At 66.6% G+C, this 24,996-nt stretch carries 22 protein-coding genes; 4 read left to right on the top strand and 18 right to left on the bottom strand.

The window, feature by feature from the left end; genetic code table 11:
* Positions 1-105: 105 nt before the first annotated feature.
* From rodA to A4249_RS04685, 7 genes are all read right to left on the bottom strand, one after another.
* Complete coding sequence (gene rodA / locus A4249_RS04715) at positions 106-1,260, bottom strand: rod shape-determining protein RodA (RefSeq protein WP_066551392.1); 1,155 nt, start codon at positions 1,258-1,260, stop codon at positions 106-108.
* Complete coding sequence (gene mrdA, locus A4249_RS04710) at positions 1,257-3,287, bottom strand: penicillin-binding protein 2 (protein WP_066551391.1); 2,031 nt, start codon at positions 3,285-3,287, stop codon at positions 1,257-1,259. Before mrdA ends, rodA begins: the two co-directional genes overlap by 4 nt.
* Positions 3,284-3,802: a hypothetical protein gene (locus tag A4249_RS04705; RefSeq protein ID WP_066551390.1), complete on the bottom strand. Its 519-nt coding sequence runs from the start codon at positions 3,800-3,802 to the stop codon at positions 3,284-3,286. The genes mrdA and A4249_RS04705 overlap by 4 nt, the downstream gene beginning before the upstream one ends.
* Positions 3,799-4,950 (bottom strand): rod shape-determining protein MreC, encoded by a 1,152-nt coding sequence (mreC, locus tag A4249_RS04700; RefSeq protein WP_066551389.1) that lies wholly within the window; start codon positions 4,948-4,950, stop codon positions 3,799-3,801. Before mreC ends, A4249_RS04705 begins: the two co-directional genes overlap by 4 nt.
* Positions 4,951-5,101: 151 nt before the next feature.
* Complete coding sequence (locus tag A4249_RS04695; RefSeq protein WP_017504801.1) at positions 5,102-6,142, bottom strand: rod shape-determining protein; 1,041 nt, start codon at positions 6,140-6,142, stop codon at positions 5,102-5,104.
* A gap of 220 nt (positions 6,143-6,362) precedes the next feature.
* Positions 6,363-6,818: a hemerythrin domain-containing protein gene (locus tag A4249_RS04690; protein WP_066551388.1), complete on the bottom strand. Its 456-nt coding sequence runs from the start codon at positions 6,816-6,818 to the stop codon at positions 6,363-6,365.
* A 73-nt stretch (positions 6,819-6,891) separates the two neighbouring features.
* Positions 6,892-7,605 (bottom strand): TVP38/TMEM64 family protein, encoded by a 714-nt coding sequence (locus A4249_RS04685; protein ID WP_066624641.1) that lies wholly within the window; start codon positions 7,603-7,605, stop codon positions 6,892-6,894.
* Positions 7,606-7,727: 122 nt separating this feature from the next.
* Between A4249_RS04685 and A4249_RS04680 the strand changes: the two genes are divergently transcribed.
* A complete protein-coding gene (locus A4249_RS04680) occupies positions 7,728-8,933 on the top strand; it encodes a pyridoxal phosphate-dependent aminotransferase (protein WP_066551386.1) in 1,206 nt (401 codons plus the stop codon).
* Positions 8,934-8,976: 43 nt separating this feature from the next.
* Here A4249_RS04680 and A4249_RS04675 read toward each other — a convergent pair whose 3' ends face one another.
* The 9 genes from A4249_RS04675 to serS form a co-directional block, all read right to left on the bottom strand.
* Positions 8,977-9,252, bottom strand: coding sequence for a hypothetical protein (locus A4249_RS04675; protein WP_066551385.1), 276 nt, complete (start codon positions 9,250-9,252; stop codon positions 8,977-8,979).
* 86 nt (positions 9,253-9,338) lie between these two features.
* Entirely contained in the window at positions 9,339-10,328 is a 990-nt protein-coding gene (gene secF, locus A4249_RS04670) for a protein translocase subunit SecF (protein ID WP_039243629.1), read from the bottom strand.
* Entirely contained in the window at positions 10,328-11,920 is a 1,593-nt protein-coding gene (gene secD, locus A4249_RS04665) for a protein translocase subunit SecD (protein WP_066551384.1), read from the bottom strand. Before secD ends, secF begins: the two co-directional genes overlap by 1 nt.
* A 36-nt stretch (positions 11,921-11,956) precedes the next feature.
* Entirely contained in the window at positions 11,957-12,268 is a 312-nt protein-coding gene (yajC, locus tag A4249_RS04660; protein ID WP_017504795.1) for a preprotein translocase subunit YajC, read from the bottom strand.
* Between the two features lie 104 nt (positions 12,269-12,372).
* Positions 12,373-13,452, bottom strand: a complete 1,080-nt coding sequence (locus A4249_RS04655; protein ID WP_055804954.1) for a peptidoglycan DD-metalloendopeptidase family protein — start codon at positions 13,450-13,452, stop codon at positions 12,373-12,375.
* Positions 13,453-13,555: 103 nt separating this feature from the next.
* Positions 13,556-14,260, bottom strand: coding sequence for an OmpA family protein (locus A4249_RS16245; RefSeq protein WP_082854055.1), 705 nt, complete (start codon positions 14,258-14,260; stop codon positions 13,556-13,558).
* Positions 14,261-14,291: 31 nt separating this feature from the next.
* A complete protein-coding gene (locus tag A4249_RS04650; RefSeq protein WP_045810751.1) occupies positions 14,292-14,936 on the bottom strand; it encodes a protein-L-isoaspartate(D-aspartate) O-methyltransferase in 645 nt (214 codons plus the stop codon).
* A complete protein-coding gene (surE, locus tag A4249_RS04645) occupies positions 14,933-15,727 on the bottom strand; it encodes a 5'/3'-nucleotidase SurE (protein ID WP_045810750.1) in 795 nt (264 codons plus the stop codon). Before surE ends, A4249_RS04650 begins: the two co-directional genes overlap by 4 nt.
* Positions 15,727-17,142: a serine--tRNA ligase gene (serS, locus tag A4249_RS04640; protein ID WP_066551383.1), complete on the bottom strand. Its 1,416-nt coding sequence runs from the start codon at positions 17,140-17,142 to the stop codon at positions 15,727-15,729. The genes surE and serS overlap by 1 nt, the downstream gene beginning before the upstream one ends.
* Positions 17,143-17,910: 768 nt before the next feature.
* Between serS and A4249_RS04635 the strand changes: the two genes are divergently transcribed.
* Complete coding sequence (locus A4249_RS04635; RefSeq protein WP_066551382.1) at positions 17,911-19,641, top strand: patatin-like phospholipase family protein; 1,731 nt, start codon at positions 17,911-17,913, stop codon at positions 19,639-19,641.
* A gap of 1 nt (position 19,642) precedes the next feature.
* Here the strand turns inward: A4249_RS04635 and A4249_RS04630 are convergent, their stop codons facing one another.
* Entirely contained in the window at positions 19,643-21,448 is a 1,806-nt protein-coding gene (locus A4249_RS04630; RefSeq protein WP_066551381.1) for an aminopeptidase P family protein, read from the bottom strand.
* A gap of 9 nt (positions 21,449-21,457) precedes the next feature.
* Entirely contained in the window at positions 21,458-22,321 is an 864-nt protein-coding gene (locus tag A4249_RS04625) for a 50S ribosomal protein L11 methyltransferase (RefSeq protein ID WP_066551380.1), read from the bottom strand.
* A gap of 184 nt (positions 22,322-22,505) precedes the next feature.
* On the opposite strand from A4249_RS04625, the gene A4249_RS04620 reads away from it, so the two are divergent.
* Together A4249_RS04620 and A4249_RS04615 are read left to right on the top strand one after the other, a co-directional pair.
* A complete protein-coding gene (locus A4249_RS04620) occupies positions 22,506-23,093 on the top strand; it encodes a hypothetical protein (protein ID WP_066551379.1) in 588 nt (195 codons plus the stop codon).
* 244 nt (positions 23,094-23,337) lie between these two features.
* On the top strand, positions 23,338-24,903 hold the full coding sequence (locus A4249_RS04615; RefSeq protein WP_066551378.1) for a DEAD/DEAH box helicase: 1,566 nt from the start codon (positions 23,338-23,340) through the stop codon (positions 24,901-24,903).
* Positions 24,904-24,996 lie beyond the last annotated feature (93 nt).

Below are 24,996 nucleotides of genomic sequence, written 5' to 3'. Positions count from 1 at the left end.
TGACCGGCCGAAACCGATGCGAGACATCGTTGGGAACGACCTTATCCAGGAAATCCCCGCCTTAGAAAGCGAAACCTGAATGCCGATCACTTAGCTGACGTAACGTCAGATCAGGCCGTGGCCCTTGGGCAGTTCGGCGTAGCGGTGAACCCGCGTCGCCATCACCAGACCGAAGCCGATCATGACGGTCAGCATCACCGTGCCGCCGTAGGACAAGAGCGGCATCGGTACGCCCACGACCGGCGCCAGCCCCATCACCATCGCCCCGTTGATCAGCACATAGAGCGCGAATGTCGCCGTCACGCCCGACGCCGCCAATCGCCCAAAGTGACTGTGCGACAACGAGGCGATCCTCAGCGAGATCAGAATGATGGCGGCATAGGAGGCCAACAACGTGAAGGTGCCCACAAAGCCGAACTCCTCGGCGAAGGCGGCAAAGATGAAGTCGGTCTGGCGTTCGGGCAGGAACTCCAGCTGGCTCTGGCTGCCCAGGCCGAACCCGCGCCCCAACGGCCCGCCCGAGCCCATGGCGATCTTGGACTGAACGATCTGATAGCCCTTGTCCGACATGTCGGCCTCGGGGTTCAAAAAGGTTAGCACCCGGTGGCGCTGATAGTCGTGCATGCCGAACATCACATAGGGCGGCACCAGCACGGCGGCGGCGATGATCAGCGGCAGGATGATCCGCCAGCTCAGCCCGGCGACGAACATGATCGCCGCCCCCGTCAAACCGATCAGCATGGCCGATCCCAGGTCCGGCTGGTGCGCGACCAGCAAGAACGGCAAGCCGATGATCCCGACCGGGAAGATCAGCTTCCAATGGAAACTCGCTTCCTTCGCCGAGGCCCCGTGATACCAGCGCGCCAAGGCCAGCACGACGCCGATCTTCATGATCTCGGACGGCTGGATGCGGGTGAAGCCCAGGTCCAGCCATCGCGTGGCGCCCAAGGCTGTATAGCCCAGAGGCGTCTCCACCAGCGCCAACATGAACAGCGCCATCCCGTAGATGGGATAGGCCAGGGCGAACCAATATCGGATGCTGATCAACGACAGCATCAGCATCAACGCCAGACACATGCCGAACCGGATCAGGTGCTTCATCGCCCACGGAGACCAGGATCCGCCGGCCACCGAATACAGCATCAGGGCACCGGTGCCGGACACCACGCACAGCAAGGCCGTCAGCCGCCAGTCGATCTGGCCCAGCTTGGTCGAGACGCGTTCGCGCTCGCCAGGACGTGAAAGAGCCGACGCGGTCAACGGCCGGGCTCGGACAGATAGGGTCGCGGACCGCTGGTCGCAGACGGCGCAGGGCGGCTCGGCTGCGGCGGGGCCACGACATCGGGCTCGGGCGCGGCGCCGACCACGCCGTCCTCGACAATGGCGTCGCCGGTCGGTTCGGGCGGCAGCGGCCGTTCGATGCGGGCCCGCATGTCCGGATCCTTGAGCAGCACGGTGCGCATCACCTCACGCGCGCGCGGCGCGCCGGCGGTCGCTCCGCCCTTGCCCCCGTGTTCGACGATGATGGCGACCGCATATCGCGGCGCATCCACCGGCGCGAAGGCCACGAACAGGTTGTGGTCCTTCAGCGCCCAGATATTGCTCTTGCGCGAGCCGGAGCCGTAGTTTCGGACCTGAGCCGTGCCGGTCTTGCCGGCCATCTGGATGTCGCCCAGGCCCAACTGGCTCTGGCGATAGGCGGTGCCGGATCGGTCATTGGCCACGGCGATCATGCCTTGGCGCACATATTCGACGTGGGCGGGATCGAACGGCAGGTCCGGGGCCTCGGCTCCGCTGGGCTGTTCGACGCCGCCGATGGATTTGATCAGGCGCGGCTGAAGCTGCTTTTTCCCGTTCGCCAGACGCGAGGTCATGACCGCCAGCTGCAGGGCGTTCACCGTGATCGCCCCCTGCCCGATAGCCACAGAGGTCGTCTCCCCAGGATGCCAGACCGGATCGCGCGGGAAGGTTCGCGCCTTCCATTCCGTGGACGGCAACAGGCCTTTGCGCTGGTTGCCGACGCCGATGTCGAACTCGTGCTCGAAGCCCAGCGCCAGCCCGGCCTTGCGGATATTGTCCACGCCCGCGCGGTTGCACATGGCGTAGAAATAGACGTCGCAGGAGTTCTTGATCGCGTCGTGCATGTTCTGGGTGCCATGCCGCCCCCAGCATCGCTGCGTTCGGTTGCCCGTCCGATACGAACCCGAGCAGAACACCGTCAGCTTCGGATCGACGCCGGCTTCCAACAGAGCCAGCGCCGTGGTCGGCTTGAAGGTCGATCCCGGCGGGAAGGTGCCGTTCAGCGTCTTGTCCAGCAGCGGCTTGCGCTCATAGTCAGCCAGCGCGCGATAGGTCTTGGTGGGCACCCCGCCGACGAACAGGTTCGGATCGAACGACGGCGCCGAGACCATGCACAGAATGTCGCCGTTGCGCACGTCCATGACGACGCAGGCGCCCGACTCGTCGCCAAACACTTCCAGCGCCCGGTTCTGAACATCGGCGTCCAGCGTCAGGATGACTTCCTTGCCCGGCACGGCGGGCCGCGACCCGCCGATGTCCTCGGCGACGACGCGGCCTCGTGCATCGACCTCGACCCTATTGCCGCCCGGCTCTCCGCGCAGCGACGTATCCAGAGCCTTTTCCACGCCCTGGCGGCCGATGCGGAAGCTGGGATTGAACAGCAGGGCCGGCGGCTGCTCGCCCTTGTCCCGGATCGCCTTGACGTCCCGATCCGACACCTTGGCCACATAGCCGATGACGTGAGCGAACGATCCGCCGAACGGATAGTACCGCGCCTCGTTCATATCGACCATCACGCCGGGCAGTTCGTTGGCGTACTGATTGACCTTGGCGAACTCCTCCCAGGTCAGGTCGCTCTTGACCGGCACCGGGTTGAACTTGGACGCCGCATTGACGTCGCGGATGATCGCGCGACGGCGCTCCAGCGTGTCGGGCAGCAGCCGTCCCAAAAGGTCCAGCGTTTGGTCCAGATCCTTGGTCTCGTCGCGCACCACCAGCACACGGAAGCTGGGGCGGTTGCCGGCGATGACGACGCCGTTGCGGTCCTTGATCAGGCCGCGCGGCGGCGGGACCATGCGAAAGTTGAACTGGTTCTGCGACGACAGGGTCGCATATTCCTGAGCCTGAACGACCTGCAGCTGGCCCAGCCGTCCGATCAGCGCGGTGATCCCCAGCGCCGTCGCCCCGCCCAGCACGAAGGTGCGCCGCAGGAAGGACCCCTGACGCTCATTCACATCGGCAAAGAAGATGGAGGGCTCGCCGCTCATCGGAACCGAATATCTCCGTCGTCGAATCGCTCAAGCATCCAGTTGGCGATCGGAAACAGCAGCAGCGTCGGCACGACCTGTCCGACGAGCGGCAGGATCGCCGGCGCGTTCGTCGCCCGCATGGTCACCACCAGATAGGCCAGAAAGAAGGCGCCCAGCGTACAGGCGGCATAGGCCCCGAAGCGGATCATCCCCTCATGCCCCGCCAGCAGATTGCGTGACAGCAGCACCGTTCCATAGACGCCCATCAGACACAGCGCCCACAGCCCCAGCGGCGTATTCCAGAACAGATCAAGGAACAGGCCGATCAGAAACAATACCGCCGGCGCCAGCATCGACGGCCGGATCAAGGGCCAGGCGAAGGCCAGGATCATCGGGATGACCGGCTCGGGCAGATGCAGACCGAACAGCTGGAGCGGCGTGCCCAGAACGACCGTCGCGGCGAGGACGAGCAGGGCCGGATAGACGATCCACTGCAGAGGCCCGACAACGCGAACCGCAACGGGCCGTCTCACGCCGCGCCTCCCGGAGCGGGCGCCGGTGCAGGGCTGGGCGCAGTCGGTGCAGGCGACGGGGTCGAAGCCGCAGGCCTCGCAGACGTCACGGCCGGACGGGCCGCCGTCGGCGCAGCGACGGGCGCAGGCGTTAGCGCTGGCGTCGCAGCCGCAGCCGCAGCACGCGCCCGTTCGGCCTGGGCCTGCTGCGCCGCCGCGCGACGGGCGGCGGCGTCACGGATCGCTCCGACCTCGGCCGCGCTCGGCTCCGGCGCCGTCGTCAGGCCTGCAAGCGGCGGCGCGTTCAAGGCGTTCGGGCTGACCAGCTGTCCAAAGCTCTGGAACAACAGCACGCGGACATAATCGATCGCGCCGTGATCGCTGAACAGCTTGACCCGCCAGGCGCCGTCCACACCCTTGGCGGCGACACCGATCGGCAGACCACGCGGCAGACCGCCGCCGTCTCCCGAACTCAGAATGCGGTCGCCCGCCTTGATGGAACCTGATCCCCGAATGAATTCTAGACGCGGGCTGTCGCCGCCGTCGCCGGTCAGCATGGCGCGCGCATCGGTGCGCTCGATCATTACAGGGGTGCGCGACGCCACATCCGTCAGCAGCACGACACGGCTGACGCCGCCCGTCACGCCCGTCACCCGACCAACCAGTCCATGTTCCGTCACAACGGGATTACCGATCCGCACGCCCTTGGCCGAACCGACGTCGATCAGCTTGGCGTTGGAGAAGGGACCCCGCGATTCCGAAATCGCCCGCCCCGTGGCCATGGGCACCGGCGGCTCGGTGCGCAGACCCAGCAGGGCCTCATAGCGGCCATTGATGTTCTTTTGTGCGATCGCTTCGTCGCGCCAGCCGCGCAGTTCAGCGATCTCGGCTTTCAGGCGGCGGTTCTCGCCGATGGCGAAGAAATAGCCGCCGACATAGTCGCGCGCGGCCCCGGCCCAACGCACCGGCGCGGCGAAGACCCCGCCGACCGGCCCGGCCGCCGCTTCGAAACCGCCGCGCGCCGCGCCCATGGTCGAGCCGCCCTCGGACGTCGTCCGGTCGCCCAGCAACAGGACGATCGCGCCGATCACGGCCACGACGACGACGACCGCGGCGGTCCACGCCAGCGGCACCTTGATGTTTTCAAAAGGGCCGTCGCGAAACGCCACGGGCGACCTTCCACTCAAAGGGGTTGGAATCGGCAGGACGCCCCCTGCCGCTGAGCCTGCCTATCGCAAAATCAAGGCCGGAATGGAACCGTGATCACGCAGGCGACACAAGGATTTGCAGCCAAGCTTTCACCTGGCCGCAACGGACGGATCAAAGCGCGGAGTCGAGCACGCCCTTCATCCAGCGCGGGTGCTCCAGCACGCGGCCGCAGCCGATGGCCACGCACGACAGCGGATCGTCGGCGACCGACACCGGCAGGCCGGTGTGATCGCGGATTTCGACATCCAGGCCGCGCAACAGGGCGCCGCCGCCCGTCAGCATGATGCCCTTGTCGGCGATGTCGGCGGCCAGTTCCGGCGGCGTGGCTTCCAGCGCGACCTTCACGGCCTCGATGATCTGGGTGACGGGCTCGGCCAGGGCTTCCGCCGCCTGACGCTCCGAAATGCGCACCTCGCGCGGCACGCCCTGCATCAGGTCGCGGCCCTTGACCTCGATCGACAGGCCTTCGCCGTCGGCCGGGATGCGGGCGGTGCCGATGTCCTTCTTGATGCGCTCGGCGGTCGTTTCGCCGATCAGCAGGTTATGGTTGCGGCGCATGTAGCTGATGATGCTGTCGTCCATCTTGTCGCCGCCGACGCGGACCGAACGCGAATAGACGATGCCCGACAGCGACAGGACGGCGACTTCCGTCGTGCCGCCGCCGATGTCGACGACCATCGAGCCGGTCGGCTCGTGGATCGGCAGGCCGGCGCCGATCGCGGCCGCCATGGGCTCGTCGATCAAACCCACACGGCGGGCCGAGGCGTTCAGGCAGCTGTCGTTGATCGCACGGCGCTCGACCGCCGTGGCGCCCGACGGCACGCAGACGATGATTTTGGGGTTCACGAAGCCCTTGCGGTTATGAACCTTGCGGATGAAGTGCTTGATCATCTCTTCGGCGACTTCGAAGTCCGCGATGACGCCGTCGCGCATGGGGCGGATCGCCTCCATGTGGCCCGGCGTGCGGCCCAGCATCTGCTTGGCTTCAATCCCCACGGCGTGGACGACCTTGCGCCCACCGACGTTTCTCAGCGCCACGACCGACGGCTCGTTCAGGACGATGCCCTTGCCCTTCATGTAGATCAGGGTGTTGGCGGTGCCCAGGTCCATCGCGATGTCGTTGGAGATCGCGCCGAAAAGGGAGAAGCTCATGGGAATCGATACCGTTGTTAGCTGGCAGGGCGTCTAGATGTCTCAGTCGACCTGGCGACGCCCCAACTGCCCTGACATCCCCACGCCGGACAGTTCCTGATCGTCTTCGCCACGCCTACTAGCGGCGGGTTTGCCCGTATGAAACCGGGAATACAAGCCCCGATGACAGTGTCGTCATATGGAGAGGGCTATCGAGGCACTACGCCTGTGGACACCGGCTTCAGGATGTCGGCCTGCCGTCGCGCTTCGGAACGACGGCCAGGGCGTCCGCCGCCTCCATCGTGGGATACAGCGTGTCCTCCTCGCGGGCGACCCGATGCGCCAAGGCGCCGATCAACCCCTTGGTTACAGCGGCGAAACGCTCCCGATCCGTCAGAATGCGGGCCTGTGACCACTCTTCGAAATAGTGCGCCCAAACGCCGCTCAGAGCCCCCATGTCCTCAACATAGTGCTGCGCCAGGTCGCGAACCGAATGATCTTGGGACCGCATCAGGACGGGATAAAGTTCGCCGTCCTCGATCGCGAGATGCTCGGTCAGAGCCGTATTCAGCGCACGCATCACCTCACGGGCGCGGATCGCATCGTCCGACGTTTTCATAATGGCGGCGGTCCCGCCCAGGGCGCTGGCCAGTCGAATGATCCGGCCGTGCTGCGTCTTCAGAATACGGACATCCATGGCGACGCCTCCAAAGCAACACCATGCAACCTCTGGATGAACGGAGTCTAAATAGCAGGCTAAGCAAATTCCCTCAGTCGCCGCGCGCGATCTCGCGCCGCTTGACCAGTTCACGCACCAACAGCATCAGCGCCAGCCAGGCCAGCGCCACGCCAGCCAATATGGCCGAGGTCCAGATCCCGTCGCCGCTGACCGCCGTCATGAAGGATCCGCCGAAGAAAGCGACCAGCGCGGTCTTCGGCAATACCCCCAGCGCGCACCCCGCCAGAAAGCCCGGAAACGACGCCCTCGCCGCCCCGAACGCCATGTTGACGACGATGAACGGCGCCGACGGCACGTTGCGGATCATGAAGCTGGCGTAGAAGGCATTTTTGCCGACGAACCGCGTCAGCCGTCCGACCGTCTTGCCGCCATGCCGCGCCAGAAGCCGCGCCGTGGGTCCGCGTCCCAGCCAATAGGTCACGCCCGCCGACACGACCGTCGCGATCCAGCTGTAGAGGAAGCCGAACCACGGTCCGAACGCCACGACGCAGGCGGCGATCAGGATGAACTGCGGCGCGCCGAAAAAGGCCGAAATCGTGAACACCACGATAGCGGCCACCAGCCCCCAGGGCCCCTGACGGAATCCGGCCAGCCAGTCTTCCAGCCGCCCTTCGGCCTCTAGCCCCAGTTGGCTCTTGCCCACAGCGAACAGGGCGATCATCGCGCCCAGCAGCAAGGCCGTCGCCAGCACGGCGCGCCAGCGACGCGCCTCCATGTTCGACAGGAAATCGATGATCCAGCGCATCAGAGCCGCCGCTTATCATCCCATCTCTGCATTAGCGAGCATCCGCGCATTGTCCCGAGAGGCGACGCCGCGTAAACAACCCCGCCTCCCCGGCAAAAACTTCCAAAACCACGGGATAGTTCATGTCCAGCCTGCAATCTTCCGCCCTCGCCCGCGTCAAGCCCTCGGCCACCATCGCCGTCACCGCGCAGGCCCGGAAGCTTAAAGCCGAAGGCCGCGACGTGATCGGCCTGGGCGCCGGCGAGCCGGACTTCGATACGCCCGAAAACATCAAACAGGCCGCCATCGACGCGATCAACCGCGGCGAGACCAAATACACCGACGCGGACGGCATGCCCGAGCTGAAGGCGGCCATCGTCGCCAAGTTCAAGCGCGAGAACGATCTCGACTATACAGCGGCCAACATCCACGTCGCGCCGGGCGGCAAGCCCGTCATCTTCAACGCCCTGGTCGCGACGCTGAACCCCGGCGACGAAGTCATCGTGCCTGCGCCCTACTGGGTCAGCTATCCCGACATGGTGCTGCTGGCCGGCGGCGAGCCCGTGACGGTGGTTGGCGAGGAGAAGGACGGCTTCAAGTTGCTGCCCGCTGTGCTGGAAGCCGCGATCACGCCCCGCACCAAGTGGCTGATCCTGAACAGCCCGTCCAACCCGACCGGCGCCGCCTACACCCGCGCCGAGCTTGAAGCCTTGGCCGAGGTCCTGCGTCGCCATCCGCACGTCTGGGTGCTGACAGACGACATGTACGAGCACCTCGTCTATGGCGACTTCGAATACACCACCATCGCCCAGGTGGCGCCGGAGCTGATCGACCGCACCCTGACGGTCAACGGCGTGTCCAAGGCCTACGCCATGACCGGCTGGCGCATCGGCTACGCCGGCGGCCCCAAGCCGCTGATCGATTTGATGCGCAAGGTGGCCAGCCAGACCACGTCCAACCCGTCCAGCATCAGCCAGTGGGCGGCCGTCGAGGCGCTGAACGGCCCGCAGGACTTCATCCCTGAGCGCAAGGCCGCTTTCGAAAAGCGCCGTGACCTCGTTGTCTCGATGCTCAACCAGGCGGCTGGCGTCACATGCGCCACGCCCGAGGGCGCCTTCTACGTCTATCCGTCCATCGCCGGACTGATCGGGAAGACGACCGAGACGGGTGTCGCCATCGATGGCGATTCCACCTTCGCCGCGGAACTGCTGAACGCCGAGGGCGTCGCCGTGGTCCAGGGCGAGGCTTTCGGCCTGAGCCCCTATTTTCGCATCAGCTACGCCACCTCGGACGCCGTGCTGGAAGAAGCCTGCACCCGCATCCAGCGCTTCACGGCCTCGCTGCGCTGATCGACGCAAGGCGGAGGTTCAGGCCTCCGCCCGCCATCCGGCCCTATTTGCTGGGCTGCATATAGACCACGCGGCAATCGCCATCGATCGTGGTGTAGCGGTTGTTCGACGCATCGACGAAAGAGATCCGGCCGCCGTCGTCATATTCGACCTTGCCGGTCGAGCGTCCCTTGAAGTTCTCCACTCCATAGGTCCAGCACGTGATGTCCGCCGGCTTGTCGCCCCAGGTGGCGTCGTTGCGCGCACGCTTGCTGTCGGTGCAGGCGGTCAGTCCGCCGGTCAGAGCGAGGGCGGCGGCGGTATAGACGAGCGCTTTCATAGGCTCAGCCTTGCACGGACGCCGTTCAAGGAAAAGGCCGCCCCGGCGATGCCGGGACGGCCCAACTTTCGACGATGGCGCTCGACCTACGGCCGGCTGGCCATGCCCAGCTTCACCGGCTTGGCGTCGTCGGCCAGGGCGCCGCGCTTGACGCCCCAAAGCAGGATGATCGGCGCGCCGACATAGATCGACGAATAGGTGCCGATGATGATGCCGAACATCAGGGCGATGGAGAAGCCGAACAGAGCCTCGCCGCCGAAGATGGCCAGGGCCGCCAGCACCATGACGGCGGTCACGCCGGTGATGATGGTCCGCGACAGGGTCTCGTTCAGCGACAGGTCGATCACGTCGCGCAGCGGCATGGTCTTGTACTTGCGCAGGTTCTCGCGAAGACGGTCGAACACCACGACGGTGTCGTTCATCGAATAGCCGATGACGGTCAGGACGGCGGCGACCATGTTCAGGCTGAACTCCAGCTTGAACAGCACGATCAGCCCGAACGTCAGGATCACGTCGTGCAGCAGGCCGACCACGGCACCGAACCCGAACTGCGGTTCGAACCGGAACCAGATATAGAGGAACATCAGGCCGATCGCGACGCCCAGAGCCAACAGGCCCGAGGTGAACAGCTCGCCCGACACTTTGGAGCCGACGACGCTGACGCCCGAATAGTTGACCTGACCGACCGCGCCGCTGATGGCGCCCTCGACCTGGTTGACCACCTGGGTCTGATCGCGGCCTTCCGGCACCTGGAAGCGAAGAATGGCGGTCGAGCCGTCATCGACATTGGTGTCGCGGCGTGCGATGCCCTGAACCTGGACGTCGCCCAGGTTCAGGCCGTTCACGGCCTCACGGACCCGATCCAGTTCGATCGTCTGACCAGCCGGCTTGGACACTTCCATCGAGGCGCCGCCCCGGAAGTCGATGCCCATGTTCAGGCCGGGATAGAAGCAGGACACGATCGCCGCGACGCACAGGATCACCGACAGAACGCCGGCGAACCGCGCATACTTGACGAAGTGGAAGTTCGTCTTCTGCGGCAGCAGTTTGATGAGGGGCCATCCACGCATCGCCATCACTCCGCGATCGGCAGTTTTTTGGGCTTGGCCGTCTTGAGCCAGTAGCCAAGCAGGACCTGGGCGACCAGGACCGACGAGAAGACCGAGGTGAACACACCGATGGTCAGCGTCCAGGCGAACCCGCGAACCGGGCCCTCGCCGAACACGAACATGATGCCCGCCGCGACCAGGGTGGTCAGGTTGGCGTCGACAATGGTGCCCATGGCCTTGTTGAAGCCGGCGTCCATCGAGGCGATGACGCTGCGTCCCGCCCGGGCCTCGTCACGCATCCGCTCGTAGATCAGCACGTTGGCGTCCACCGCGACCGCGAAGGTCAGGATCAGACCGGCGATGCCTGGCAGGGTCAGCGTCGCCTGCGTCAACGACATAGCCGCCACGATCAGCACGCCGTTCAGCACCAGACCGACCACCGACACGCCGCCGAACAGCAGGCCGTAGGCCAGGATCATGAACAGCACGATGATGGCGAAGCCGACGGCGGTCGACAGGGCGCCGGCGGCGACCGCGTCCGCGCCCAGTTCGGCCGTCACGGTGCGGCGCTCCTCGACGTTCAGCGGCGCCGGCAGGGCGCCCCCGTTCAGCAGGTTCACCAGCGTCGCCGCTTCCTGGATCGAGAAGTTGCCGGTGATCTGACCCGAGCCCGAGGTGATCGCGCTCTGGATCGTCGGGGCCGAGATGACCTTGCCGTCCAGGATGATGGCGAAGGGCTTTTGAAGGTTGGCGGCGGTGGCTTCGCCGAAGCGCCGGGCGCCGGCGCCGTCGAAGCGGAAGTCGATGGCCGGGCGGCCGCTCTGGTCCGAACCGACGCCGGCGCGGGTCAGGTTCTCACCCGACACCAGCACGCGCTTCTTAACCAGATAGGGCGTGCCGTCCTCGCCTTGCAGCAGTTCGGAATCGGGCGGCACACGGCCGGCCAGGGCGTCCTGAACCGAATTCTCGACATCGACCATCTGGAAGGTCAGCTGCGCCGTCTGGCCGATGACTTCTTCCAGCTTGCTCGGATCGCTCTCGCCCGGCGCCTGGACCACGATCCGATCGGCGCCCTGGCGGGTGATGGAGGGTTCGCGCGTGCCCAGGCTGTCGATCCGGCGGCGCACGACCTCGATCGACTGGTCCACGGCCGTCGCGCCCATGCCGTTCAGCGCGGCGTCGGTATAGGCGAAGCGGATGCGGTTATCGCCCAGGCGCGTCGCAGTGCGTTCCGCCTGGCCGCCCGGTCCGACCTGACCGCCCAGCTGTTGCAGCGCCTTGAACGCGGCATCGCCCTGGGCCGGATTGGCCAGGGTGACGACCACGCCGCCGGCTTCACGCTGGAAGCCGTTGGTGGCGACGCCCGCACCGTTCAGCGTGACCCGAACGTCCTCGATCAGGTTGGTGACGCGCTTTTCGCGCATCGCCGGCACATCGACTTCCAGCAACAGGTACGAACCGCCCTGAAGGTCCAGCCCCAGATTCAGCTTGTTCTTGGGCATGAAGCCGGGCAGCGCTTCGCGCTGCTGATCCGACAACAGGTTCGGGAACGCCAGCAGACAGCCGAGAACGGCCGCGACGACGACGAGAATGACTTTCCAGCGCGACAGCTGAATCATGAGGGCGGTCCAGGTATCGGCGGATACGCGAGCGTATCAGGCCTTGGAATCGTTGGCGGCGATGGCGGTGCGGTTGCGCACCTCGGCGATCATGGCCTTGACCACGCGCACATTGACGCTGGGGGCGATCTCGACGTTGACCTCGGCCTCTTCGACGCGGGTGACCTTGCCGATCATGCCGCTGCCCAGGACGACGGTATCGCCACGCTTGACGGCGGCGATGGCGGTCGCGTGCTCCTTGGCGCGCTTCTGCTGCGGACGGATCAGCAGGAAGTAGAACAGGATGAAAATACCGATGATGGGCGCAAACCCGATCAACTGCGCCGTCAAGCCGCCTTCAGCGCCCATGGTAGTCTCCGCAAAAAGATAGGGGGCGGCCGTCATCGGCGCCCATCAAAAACGAGGCGCGGAACCTAGGGCTCCGCTTCGTGGAATGCAACGCGGCGAAAGCGCTACCTGGGCAACACTGTCAAAGGATCGACCGCGACCGGATCATCGCCGCGCATCTGACGCGTCTCGAAGTGGATCGAGGGGCGTCCGTCGCCGGCCGTCAGACCTACGGTGCCGATCTGCTGGCCCGCGCGAACGTCGTCCCCGTCCTTGACCGTCGCCGAACCCAGATGGCCATAGACCGTGCGCCAGCCGTTGGCGTGCACGATCAGCACCGTCAGCCCCTGTCCTACCAGATCGCTGCCGACATAGGCCACGCGCCCGGCCGCAGAGGCGCTGACCGTCGCGCCGGCCGAGGCGCCGATGTTGATGCCGTTGTTCCGCTCGCCCATGCCGACCGGGCCGAAACGCCGCACGATGTCGCCGCGCACTGGCCACAGCAGGTTCGGCTGACCGGCAGCGGCGCCGGCGGCGTTGGTCTGTTCGACAGGACGCGTCTGGACCGGCAGGGCCGCATTGCCCGAGGGCGGCGGCGGGGGCGGCGGCACGGCGCCGTTGTTGGGCACCAGCACGCCGACGGGCGAGGCGCCGGTCGCGTAAGGATCGCGGCCGGTATCCACCGCCGCTTCAGGCAGGATGATTCGCTGGCCCGTCGTGATCGCCCCGCGCGGCCCCAGGCCATTCAGGTCGATCAGCGTCTGGACCGGGGTCTGGAACCGACGTCCCACGCCCGAAATCGTGTCGCCCGGTTGGATGATATAGGCCGCGCCCGGACGCACCGGGGCCGACGACGACGGATAGGACGGCGGCGTATAGGCGGGCGGCTGCGACGCCGGAGGCAGATAGGTCGGTTGGCTCGGACCGACATTGACCGTCGGCGGCAAGGCTCCGCCGTCCACCTGACCAATCGGCGCCGTCGCGGGCGGCGGCGATTCGTAAGGAGCCGGCCGATAGGGCTGGTTCGAATTCTGGCCGGCGTTCGGATAGGTCGGCTGCTGCGGGTAGGCGCCCTGCCCCGGACCATAGGCCGGCGCCGGGTTCGCATGCGTCGAATAGCGCGGCTCCGAAGGATAGCTGATGCAGGCCGCCGTGCTCAACGCCGCCCCCGCGACCAGAACCGCCCTCATCCAGCCCGAAATCATCGCCACCGGCTGCTCCCATTCGTGGTTAAACTCGCCCGCCCGGTGTGCCCGCTCGCGCCCCATAAGCCAACCCCGCAATCATCGCGGAATTGGGGCGCGAAGGTTAACGGGGTGCCGCTTCGCGCATCTCGATCCAAACACGGCGATTCATAGACTCCGATGCTTCATCTGATGACGGTCTCATCAAGTTGGCTTCTCCAAAGCTCGTGACCTCAATGTCCTCGGCCCGAACGCCCAACCGAATGAAAGCATCCGCCACCGCCTCTGCACGTTTGCGACTGAGCGCCAAGTTGGCTTCAGGTGAACCAAGTGTATCCGCATACCCTTGCAGAATGACGCGAGTTCCGGGTCGGTATGTTGCGGCGTAAAGGCGAAGCCGGAAATCCCATTTTCGATCGACGACTGTGCTACCGCTCTCGAAGAAAACCCCATGATAGTGCCAGAGTGTGGGCGGTTGCAGTCTGTCGTGGTGCTTCACCTCAATCGCGAGACACCCTTCAGGCAAGGGTTCGTAGGCCGTCACTACAGCTATCGTCGGCGGAAAACCGGTCCGAACCGCTTCGATAAAGGCTGTGTTCGTCCGCTCGACTGCGACGCTATCGTCAGCCCTATAGTCAGCTTGTCGGAAGAGAGTGGCGGAGGCGCGCCAGTCGGCCGCCTGGTCAAACGCTGCATTCGCAGAACGCAAACTTGCGTAGCCCTCGGACGATAGATTCTCGTCCACATCGAAACATACCGGCCAAGTCTGCGCGCTGGCTACTGACGCGGAAAACATCAGGATTGCTGTTGCGAGCTTCAGGCGGACCATCGGTGAACCATGCAGGCTCAACCCACAGCTGTCACCCCTCCTTCGCCGTCCCCTCGACCAAGGGAACGAAACGCACTTCCGTCAGGCTCTCGCGGTGGAACGACCCGTCGCCCTGTCCGACGTAGCGATGCAGCATCTGCACCGACGTGCGCCCCACCGGCGCGACCAGCACCCCGTTCGGCTTCAGCTGTTTCAGCAGTTCGGTCGGCTCGGTCGGCGACGCGGCCGTGACCATGATCCGGTCGAACGGAGCCTGTTCGGCCCAACCCAGGCCGCCGTCGCCGTGCTTGGTGATGACGTTCTCAATCTTCAGCACCCGCAGTCGGGCTTCGGCCTCGACCAGAAGGCTGCGATACCGCTCCACCGAATAGACATAGCGCGCCAGCCGGCTCAGCACCGCGCACTGGTATCCGCTGCCGGTGCCGATCTCCAGCACCCGGTGGCGCGCCTGCACCTCCAGCGCCTGGGTCATCAGGCCGACGATATAGGGCTGGCTGATCGTCTGGGCGCAGTCGATCGGCAGGGCCTGATCCTCCCACGCCTGATCCAGGAACTTCTCGTGCACGAAGACCGCCCGGTCGATGCTCTCCATCGCCTTCAGCACGCGCGGGTCCGTGACCCCCTGCTGCCGCAGCGACAGGATCAGCCGCCCGGCCCGGTCGTCGTGCAGATTCATGCGGCGGTCGCCACGCTCTTCGGCGGCGCCCCGCCCAGCACCTTCTTCAGGTCATTCACGCTGGTCATGTGCGTCAGGTCGATATGCAGCGGCGTGACCGAGATCCGCCCCTCCTCGATGGCCCGCAGGTCCGTGCCCTCGGCATGCTCCTGCTTCTCCCCCCGGAAGCTCATCCAGTAATAGTCCCGCCCGCGCAGGTCCGTGCGCCGCACCGCATGCATCTCGCCGACATTGCGGAAGCCCTGGGTCGTCACCTCGACCTGATCGACGGCTTCGGGCGGCCGGTTGGGGAAGTTCAGGTTCATCACCACCCCGTTCGCCCATTTCTGCTCCAGCAGGCGGCTGATGATCGCAGGCGCAAAGGCTTCCGCTGTCTCCCAGTGCGCGACCACCTCGTCGTGGAACCGCTCCAGGCTCTGGCTCAGGGCGATGGAGCGGATGCCGAACGCCATCCCCTGCAAGGCGCCCGCCACTGTGCCGGAATAGCTGACGTCCTCGCCGATATTGTGCCCGCGATTGACGCCCGATAGCACCAGATCGGGCTTCTCCGGCATCAGGTCGTTGACCGCCAGCACGACGCAGTCGGTCGGCGTGCCCGTCACCGCGAACCGCTTCTCGCCCAGGTTCAGTACCCGCAGCGGCTCGGTCAGGGTGATCCCCCGCCCCTTGCCCGACTGTTCGACGGCGGGCGCACACACCCAAACGTCGTCGCTCAGCGTGCGCGCAATCCGCTCGAGGCATTCCAGGCCTTCGGCCTCGATCCCGTCGTCATTGGTCAGAAGAATACGCATCAGCCGCCCACGAACTGCAGACCGCCCATATAGGGCTGCAACACCGCCGGCACGGCGATCCGCCCGTCGTCTTGCTGATAGTTTTCCATGATCGCCACCAGCGTCCGGCCGACCGCCAGGCCCGAGCCGTTCAGCGTATGGACGAACTCCGTCTTTTTCTCGCCGGCGCGCTTGAACCGCGCATCCATGCGCCGGGCCTGGAAGTCGCCGCAGTTCGAGCAGCTGCTGATCTCGCGATAGGTTCCCTGGCTGGGCAGCCAGACCTCCAGGTCGAAGGTCTTCTGCGCCGAAAAGCCCATGTCGCCCTTGCACAGCAGCATCCGCCGGAACGGCAGCTCTAGCGCCTTCAGCACCGCCTCGGCGCAGGCCGTCATCCGCTCATGCTCGGCGTCGCTGTCTTCCGGCCGCGCGATCGACACCATCTCGACCTTCGAAAACTGGTGCTGGCGGATCAGCCCGCGCGTATCGCGCCCCGCCGACCCCGCCTCGGCCCGGAAGCACGGCGTCAACGCCGTCATCCGCATCGGCGTCGCCAGCTCGTCCTCGGACAGGATGGTCTCGCGCACGAGATTGGTCAGGGAGACTTCGGCCGTTGGGATTAGGAAGCGACGGTCATTTTTCCAGCCATACTCAACTTGAGCAAAGGCTTCTCCGACTGCCTCATCGACGTCGCGGCCGTCTTCTTGAGCCAAGACCAGCGCTTCGCCGAGTTCAGCACCCCACCGATCGAAATCCGGCGTACCAGCAGAGAACAAATCCTCTTCGAACTTCGGCAACTGCCCGGTCCCGAACATCGCCTCGTCGCGCACCAGATACGGCGGGTTCACTTCCAGATAGCCGTGCTGGTCCGTCTGCATATCGAGCATGAACTGGCCCACGGCCCGTTCCAGCCGCGCCAATTGCCCCTTCAGCACCGCGAACCGCGCGCCCGACATCTTCGCCGCCACCTCGAAGTCCAGCATCCCCAGGGCCTCGCCCAGGTCGGCGTGATCCTTGGCCGGACCGGTGCGACGCGGCTCGCCCCAGGTCGAGACCTCGACATTGGCCGCCTCGTCCTCGCCGTCCGGCACATCCTCGGCCGCCAGGTTCTTCTGCGCCGCCAGCAGGTCGCGCAGCTCCTTGCCGACGCGCGCCTCGACCTCGGACGCCGCAGCGATGTCGCCTTTCAGCGCCTCGACCTCGGCCTTGAGGCGATCCGCCTCTGCCATGTCCTTGCGCCCCATGGCGGCGCCGATCAGCTTGGAGGCTGCATTACGCTTGGCCAGGGCGTCCTGACCCGTCGTCTGGGCGTGACGCAGTTCGCCGTCCAGCCGCAGGATGTCCGCCACCAGCCCGTCGGCCTCATCCACCCCGCGCGACGACCAGCCCGCCACGTAAACCTGGGGGTTCTCGCGAATGGCTCTGATGTCGTGCATGGTCTGAAACTTCGGCTGGGCGGGAGAAGCCGAACGCTCTACCCGCCCACGCGGAATCGGGCAACGCGAGAAGCTTAATGTCTCCTCCCCACGCGTGTGGAGGGGGACCGCGAAGCGGTGGAGGGGTTCTTGACGCCGCTTAGGCGCCGGGATGCGCTGAAGAGCCCCTCCGTCTCTCCGCTACGCTTCGAGCCACCTCCCCATGAAATGGGGAGGAGACGATGCTCAGCCATCGCAATGCCGCTGGTTCATCCGCAGCGATTTCAATCGCTTGCCGATTTATGTCCCCCGTCTCCCATCCACGGGCTCAAACGGCCCCATAATACATCCGTCTCGTCGCATGGAGGGCTCGTAAGGCCTGCGACCTTGCGGCGGCGAGAGCGGAGGGAACGGGGGCGATGGTGAGACCCCATCGCGGCGCCGGGGCTGATCGGTCGGGGAATCGCCCCGGCGTCCGCAGTCGCGTCGCAGGGTCGAGGGGGATACTCGGCCGAACCGGGGATCGGGGATCGCTGCTCCGACCCGCCCGTCGCAGGCTTATGGGGTTAGGCGATAAGACCGCCACCGCTCGGCGCCCCGAGCTTGCAGGCCAACCCCCCGCGCGGAGCGTCACACCCTTCGTCGAAACGGTACTTACAAACTCACACTCCGGGCGAAGGCCCGGCGCTCCGCCCAGCCCTCCAGACTTCGCTGCGATCGCGCGAGGGCGCCGTCGCACGCCCAAACATCCCAATTCACCCGCTTGAGAATCGCGCCTACAAACGGATCATGGCCACGCTTCGCCCCGACACGCTGGCGACCTCGCTCGCGCGAATCTTCGAAGGTCGCATGGTCGACCGGGCCAGCTGGTTTGCGCTGACCGGCGGCGAGCCGCTGTTCACCGAAGGCGATCCGGCCGACACCCTGTATCTGGTCCGCTCCGGCCGACTGGGCGTGTTTCGGATGGAGGCGGATCAGCCGCCGCACATGTTGGGCGTGGTCAAGGCGGGCGAGCCGGTGGGCGAGATGGCCATGCTGGCCGGCACGCCGCACACCGCCACCGTCGTCGCCCTGCGGGACAGCGAGATCCTGGCCCTGCCGCGCGAAGCCTTCTTCGAGGCCGCCCGCACCGAACCGGACCTGATGGTCGAGCTGTCGCGGCTGATGATCCACCGCGCCCGCGAACGCACCGCCGGCGCATCCGAGCCCAGCGTCTTCGGCTTCGTCTCGGCCCGTCCCCGGCCAATCCGCGCCTTCGTCGAACGCATCGCCGCCGCCATCCAGGCCATGGGCTTCACCTGTCAGGTCATCGACCAGTCGGCCCTGGCCTCGGCGTCCGAATGGTTCAGCCGGGTGGAGGGCGACCACGACTATGTCCTCTATGTCGCCGAACAGGATCAGCCCGCCTGGGCCAGCCTGTGCGCGCGTCAGGTGGACCGGATGTTCATCGTCGGCAGCGGCCTTCTGGCTCCGCCGTCCGCCGTGCCGCGCCGCCAGGGCTTCGGCGACGGCCGCCGCCTGACCGACCTAATCCTGCTGCGCGATCCGCGCATGCATCACCCGGCCAACACGCGCGTCTGGCTGGATGCGCTACAGCCCGATCGCTGGTTCCATTGCGTCGAAGGACTGGCCACAGACGCAGAGCGCATCGCCCGCGTCGTCACCGGCACGGCGGTCGGCCTGGTTCTGTCCGGCGGCGGCGCGCGGGCCTATTGCCACATCGGCGCGATCCGGGCGCTGGAAGAGGCCAAGGTCCCCATCGACTTCGCGGGCGGCGCCTCCATGGGCGCGGTCGTCGCCGCCGGCCCGGCCCTGGGCTGGTCCTTCGAACGCCTGGATTTCGAGATTCGGCGCGCCTTCGTCGAGTCCGACCCGCTGTCGGACCTCGCGGTGCCGATCATCGCCATGTCCCGCGCCCGCAAGGTCGCCCGCCTGCTGGAACAGGCCTACGGCGACATCGACCTGGCGGACCTGGCCCTGCCCTTCTTCGCCGTCTCTTCGAACCTGACCTCGGGCCGGATCGAGGCGCATCGCACGGGCCTGATGCGGCGGGCCATGCGCGCCTCCATCGCCATTCCCGGCGTCCTGCCGCCGGTCGTGATGGACGGTCAGGTGCTGGTGGACGGCGCCGTTCTGAAGAACTTTCCCACCAGCGTGATGCGCCAGCTGAACAGCGGGCCGATCATCGGTGTCGACATGTCCCAGACGCGCGGCGTCGATCCCCAGGCGCTGGAGAATCCGCCGTCCTGGTGGAAATGGGTCCTGTCCGGCGCCTGGAAGGCCGGCCCGCCCATCGTCTCCATCCTGATGCGCTCGGCGACCATCACCACCGACGCCGAGATGACGCAGTCGCGCGCCGACGCCGACATTCTGGTCCTGCCTCAGGTCGCCGGCAGCGACATTCGCGACTGGAAGACCTACGACGGCCCCGTCTCCACAGGCTACGAGGCGATGAAGGCCGCGCTGGCCGAACTGACGGTCCCCGTCACCCACCTGAGGCGACGGGTTCCGGTGCTCTAGCTCACAGCGGCGCGCAGGCCCGCTTCAGCCAGTCCAGCGCCTCGCCGTCCATCAATGGCCCGACCTTGGCCAGCGTTTCGGCGTGATAGGCGTCGATATAGGCCCGCTCGTCCGGCGTCAGCATCTCGACTGCGATCAGCTTGCGGTCGATCGGCGCGAACGTCAGCTGCTCGAACCCGTGCATCGGTCGCTCGCCGCCCTCGGGGACCACCGCCGGCGTCACCACCTGCAAGGTCTCGATGCGGATGCCCCAATGGCCTTCCCGGTAATAGCCGGGCTCGTTGGACAGGATCATCCCTTCCAGCAGCGGCTGGGGCGTGCCCCATTTCGCGATCCGCTGCGGCCCCTCGTGGACCCCCAGATAGCTGCCGACGCCGTGGCCGGTGCCGTGATCGTAATCCAGCCCCGCCGCCCACATCGGCGCACGTGCAATGGCGTCCAGCGCCATTCCGCTGGTCCCGGCCGGGAAACGGATCGTCGCCATGGCGATATGCGCCTTCAGCACCAGCGTGAACTTGTGGCGCTGGTCCTCGCTCGGCTCGCCCACAGCCATGGTGCGGGTCACATCGGTCGTGCCGTCCAGATACTGACCGCCGCCGTCCACCAGCAGCAGCGAGCCCTTCTCGACCTTGCGAATGCTGGCGCCCACCGGCTTGTAATGCGGCAAGGCCCCGTTCGGCCCGGCCCCGGCGATGGTGTCGAAACTCAGGTCCTTCAGCGCCCCGGTCTGCTCGCGGAATCGCTCCAGCGCCTCAACCACTTCGCGCTCGTCCGGCAGGGTCTCCTGCACCACGGTGTCGACCCAGTGCAGGAACCGGCTCAGCGCCGCCCCGTCGCGGGTATGCGCCTGACGGCTGCCCTCGATCTCCACCGCATTCTTGGCCGCCCGGGGAATGGCGCAGGGATCCATCGCCCGCACCACCGTCGCGCCTGCCGCGTCCAGCCGGTCGAAATACCAGGCCGAGGACAGCGACGGATCGATCATGACCTTTCGGGCCGACAGCCCGTCCAGCGCAGCCGGCAGCTGCTCGGTCGCCTCGATGCGGACATCGTCGCCCAGCCAGGCCGGCAACGCGTTCGTCACCTTGGCCGGGTCCAGGAACAGCCGCGCCTTCCCGTCCGCCGCCAGGATGGCCTGACCGATCGGCAGGGGCGACCGGATCACGTCCCCGCCGCGCACATTGAACAGCCAGGCGATCGACATCGGCGCCGTCAGCACCACCGCGTCTGCGCCGGCGTCCGCCACGGCCTTGCCGATCCGCGCCCGCTTTGCCGCATGGCTTTCGCCGGAATAGGCGTCCTCATGCGGCACGACCGGCGCCGTCGGCTGGGCCGGACGATCGGCGCCCCAGGCCAGATCCAGCGGATTGGCGTCGACGGCGCGCAACTCAGCCCCCGCCTTCTGCGCCGCAGCCTTCAGGGCGACCAGGGCATCCGGGCTGTGCAGACGTGGATCGTATCCGATCACCGCCCCCTTCGCCGCCGTCTCCAGATAGGCCGCCACGTCGTTGAGGTCGCGCCGCTCGAACAGGGCCGGATCGGTCTGGGCCTTCACCTGAACGGTGTAACGACCGTCGGTGAACATGCTGGCCCGATCCTGAAACACCACCGCCGCCCCGGCCGACCCGGTGAAGCCGGTCGCCCAGGCCAGCCGCTCATTGGCGTCCGGCAGATATTCGTTCTGATGCTCGTCCTCATGCGGGATCAGAAACCCGTCCAGCCCCTGCTTGGCCATTTCGGCGCGCAGCAGCGGCAGGTGCTTGGCCCCAAAGGACGGGTCGGTCGTCTCATCGAAAGTCTGGCGCATGATCGATCCTCAGCCCTTGCGCAGTTGCAGGGCGCTCCAGGCGTCGTGATGGATGGTCTGTTCGACCGTAAAGCCCAGCGGCAGATAGGCCTCCAGCACCCGCTCCTCCTGCGTGCGCAACAGGCCCGACAGGATCGCGACCCCGCCGCTCTTCAGCGCAGCCGCGATCTCGGGCGCCAGATGCACCAGCGGCGCGGCCAGGATGTTGGCGAACACCAAGTCATACGGCTGATGCTGGGCGATGCGCGGATCGCTGAGACCATCGGCGAAATAGAAGTCGCACTTGGCCTCGTTGATCTCGGCGTTCTCATTGGCGATCCGGGCCGAGGGCTCGTCGATGTCGGTGCCGACCGCGATGGGCGTGCCGGTCTTGGCCGCCGCGATCGCCAGCACGCCCGTGCCGCAACCCACGTCAAGCACCTTCTCGAAGCTTTCGGTCTCCAGCAGCTTGTCGAACGCCTCTAGGCAGCCGACCGTCGTGCCATGGTGGCCCGTGCCGAAGGCGGCGCCGGCGTCGATCTTCAGCGTGACGCGGCCGTCGGGCACCTTGCCCTGATCGTGCGCGCCATAGACGAAGAACCGTCCGGCCTCGACGGGCGGCAGGCCCGACAGCGACATAGCCAGCCAGTCGGCGTCCGCCAGCTTCTCGACCAGCACCGTCACCGGATAGCCCGCCAGCACCGCCTTCAGCCCCTCGACCTCGTCATCGGTCGTGGGAAAAGCGTCGATGCGCCAGACGTCATTGTCCTCGTCCTCTTCCAGGATCGAATAGGTCGCGCCTTCCAGTCGCGGATCGGCGTCTACGGCCTCTGCGGCGGCCTCTGCGGCGGCGCGCGGGCCGCGTGCGATTATCTGAAGTGCGGACTCGGACATTTTTCAAACACCGGTAATATGGCGAATCGTAGCGATCCGGTGCTGAACGCCCGTCGCCGCCGCGTTTTTATCAAACCGAGGGGTCGGGGAATACATGGCCAAGTCACCGTCTACGTCTAAACCAGCGTCGCCAAAGCCGGCGACCGCCGCTTCCAAGCCTAAAGCCGCGCCGAAGTCGAGCGCTGTGAAGACCGCCGCCGAGAAAACCGCAGCGCCCAAGGCCGCTGCCAAGCCGGCAACCGCTGCGCCGAAGGCCGCCGCCGCGAAGGCTGTCGCGCCCAAGGCTGCGGCGCCCAAAACCGCGGCCCCCAAGGCCGCCGCCAAGCCCGTCGCCGCCAAGGCCGCAGCCAAGCCGAAAACCACCCCTGCCGCCAAGGCTGCTCCGAAAGCAGCGCCCAAGGCTGCTGCACCCAAACCCGCCGCCGCCAAGGCGGCAGTGAAGGCCGCTGCTCCGAAAGCGGCCGCGCCTAAGACGACTGCGGCGAAGCCCGCAGCGACCAAACCTGCGGCGCCCAAAGCCGCCGCTTCGAAACCCGCCGCCGCCCCGAAGGCTGCGCCTGTCGCCAAGCCGGCCGCAGCGGCGCCCAAGCCTGCGGACCCCGTCACCGCGCCCAAGCCCGCCGCTGCCCCCGCCGCTGCGGCGTCCGCGCCTACGCCGGCTCCGGCTCCCAAGCCGGTCGAAGCCCCCAGGCCGGCCCCGGGGCCCGCCGCCAAGCCCGAGGAAAAGGGCTTCTTCGCCAAGCTGGGAGATATGATCTTCGGCAAGCGCTGATCGCACTTCCTCTCTGATCCAGCAGATCGCCGGACGGCACGGCCGTCCGGCGATTTTCGTTTGCGAGCCGCAATTACGGCCTGCGGCCGACAGAGCGAAAAACCAGGAATACTTGACTTCTGCGCAGGGGCTTCTATATGCCCCCCAGCCTCGGGACAGGTCTGCGATCCGCGCCGCCCGCTCGCCCAAAGAGGGGCGGTTCCGTCGCTGCTATGCACGCAGACGCTTTCTCTCCCAAGGATTCATGACCGAATTTTCCCAACTGGGCCTTTCGCCCACGACCCTTCAGGCCGTCGCCGACACCGGCTACACGACCGCCACGCCCATTCAGGAACAGGCGATCCCCGTCGCCCTCGCCGGACGTGATGTTCTGGGCATCGCCCAGACCGGCACCGGCAAGACCGCCGCCTTCACCCTGCCCCTGGTCGACCGCCTGTCCACCGGCCGCGCCAGGGCCCGCATGCCGCGCGCCATTGTCCTGGCGCCGACGCGCGAACTGGCTGACCAGGTCGCCGAGAGCTTCGCCAAATACGCCAAGGGCACCAAGCTCAGCTGGGTCCTGCTGATCGGCGGCGTCTCCATGGGCGATCAGGTCGCGGCGCTGAACAAGGGCGTCGATGTCCTGATCGCCACGCCCGGCCGCCTGCTGGATCTGTTCGAACGCGGGAAGATGCTGCTCACCGGCGTCGAGATCATGGTCGTCGATGAAGCCGACCGGATGCTGGACATGGGCTTCATCCCCGACATCGAACGCATTTTCAAACTGACGCCGCCGCGTCGCCAGACGCTGTTCTTCTCGGCGACCATGCCGCCGGAGATCACGCGCCTGACGACCGCCTTCCTCAAGGATCCGACCCGGATTGAGGCCTCGCGTCCGGCGATGACCGCCGACACCATCACCCAATATATCGTCCGCATCCCGACCTCGGACCCCAAGGCGAAGCGGACCGCTCTGCGCGCCTTGGTCGGCCGTGAGGACGTGCGTAACGGCATCGTCTTCTGCAATCGCAAATCCGAAGTCGATATCGTCGCCAAGTCGCTGAAGACCCACGGCTTCGACGCCGCGCCGATCCATGGCGACCTGGATCAGTCGCACCGGATGAAGACCCTGGCGGACTTCCGCTCGGGCGCACTGAAGATTCTGGTCGCCTCCGATGTCGCCGCGCGCGGCCTGGATATCCCGGACGTCAGCCACGTCTTCAACTACGACGTCTCGCACCACGCCGACGACTACGTCCACCGCATCGGCCGTACCGGCCGCGCCGGCAAGCTGGGCCAGGCTTTCATGATCGTGACCCCGGCCGACGACAAGTCGCTGGATAAGGTCCTGAAGCTGATCAAGAAGGATCCGGAAGAGCTGGTTCTGGACGGCATCGACTTCGCCGCCATCAAGGACGGCCCGCGCCGCGACGACAAACGCACGGGCGAACGCGGTCGCAGCCGGTCGCGCACCAGCAGCGCGCCCACCCCGTCCGCCGAGCCTGGCGACATCGCCCCCGTCACCGCCGCGTCTTCGTCTGAAGAGGCCGAAGCGCCCCGCAGCCGCAGCCGCCGCAAGGCCCGCGCCGAGACGCCGGTCGAAGTCGCGGCTCCTGTCGCCGCCGCAGTCGAGGCGGAGGCGACCGTCGAACCCGTCGAGACGGCTCGCGCCCCACGTCCCGACCGTGCAGATCGTGAGCCGCACCTGCTGCAATCCGATCGCCGCGGCGATCGCAAGGCTGACAAGGGCGACACTCAGCGCCAGGGCGTGCGTGGCTTCGGCGACGACATCCCTGCTTTCCTGCGTCGGCCCGTCGTTATCCGCGCCTGAACTCGTACACAACGGCGCGGTGAAACGCCGCGTCGTTTACCCTGCATTACGGAACATCCCGTAGTGTGCGCCCCGACACAGCTCCAGAACAGG

It is taken from the genome of Brevundimonas sp. GW460-12-10-14-LB2 (assembly GCF_001636925.1).
Lineage (GTDB): Bacteria > Pseudomonadota > Alphaproteobacteria > Caulobacterales > Caulobacteraceae > Brevundimonas > Brevundimonas vesicularis.
Note: the sequence above shows the minus strand (reverse complement) of the source record. Positions and strands in the feature narration are given on the sequence as shown.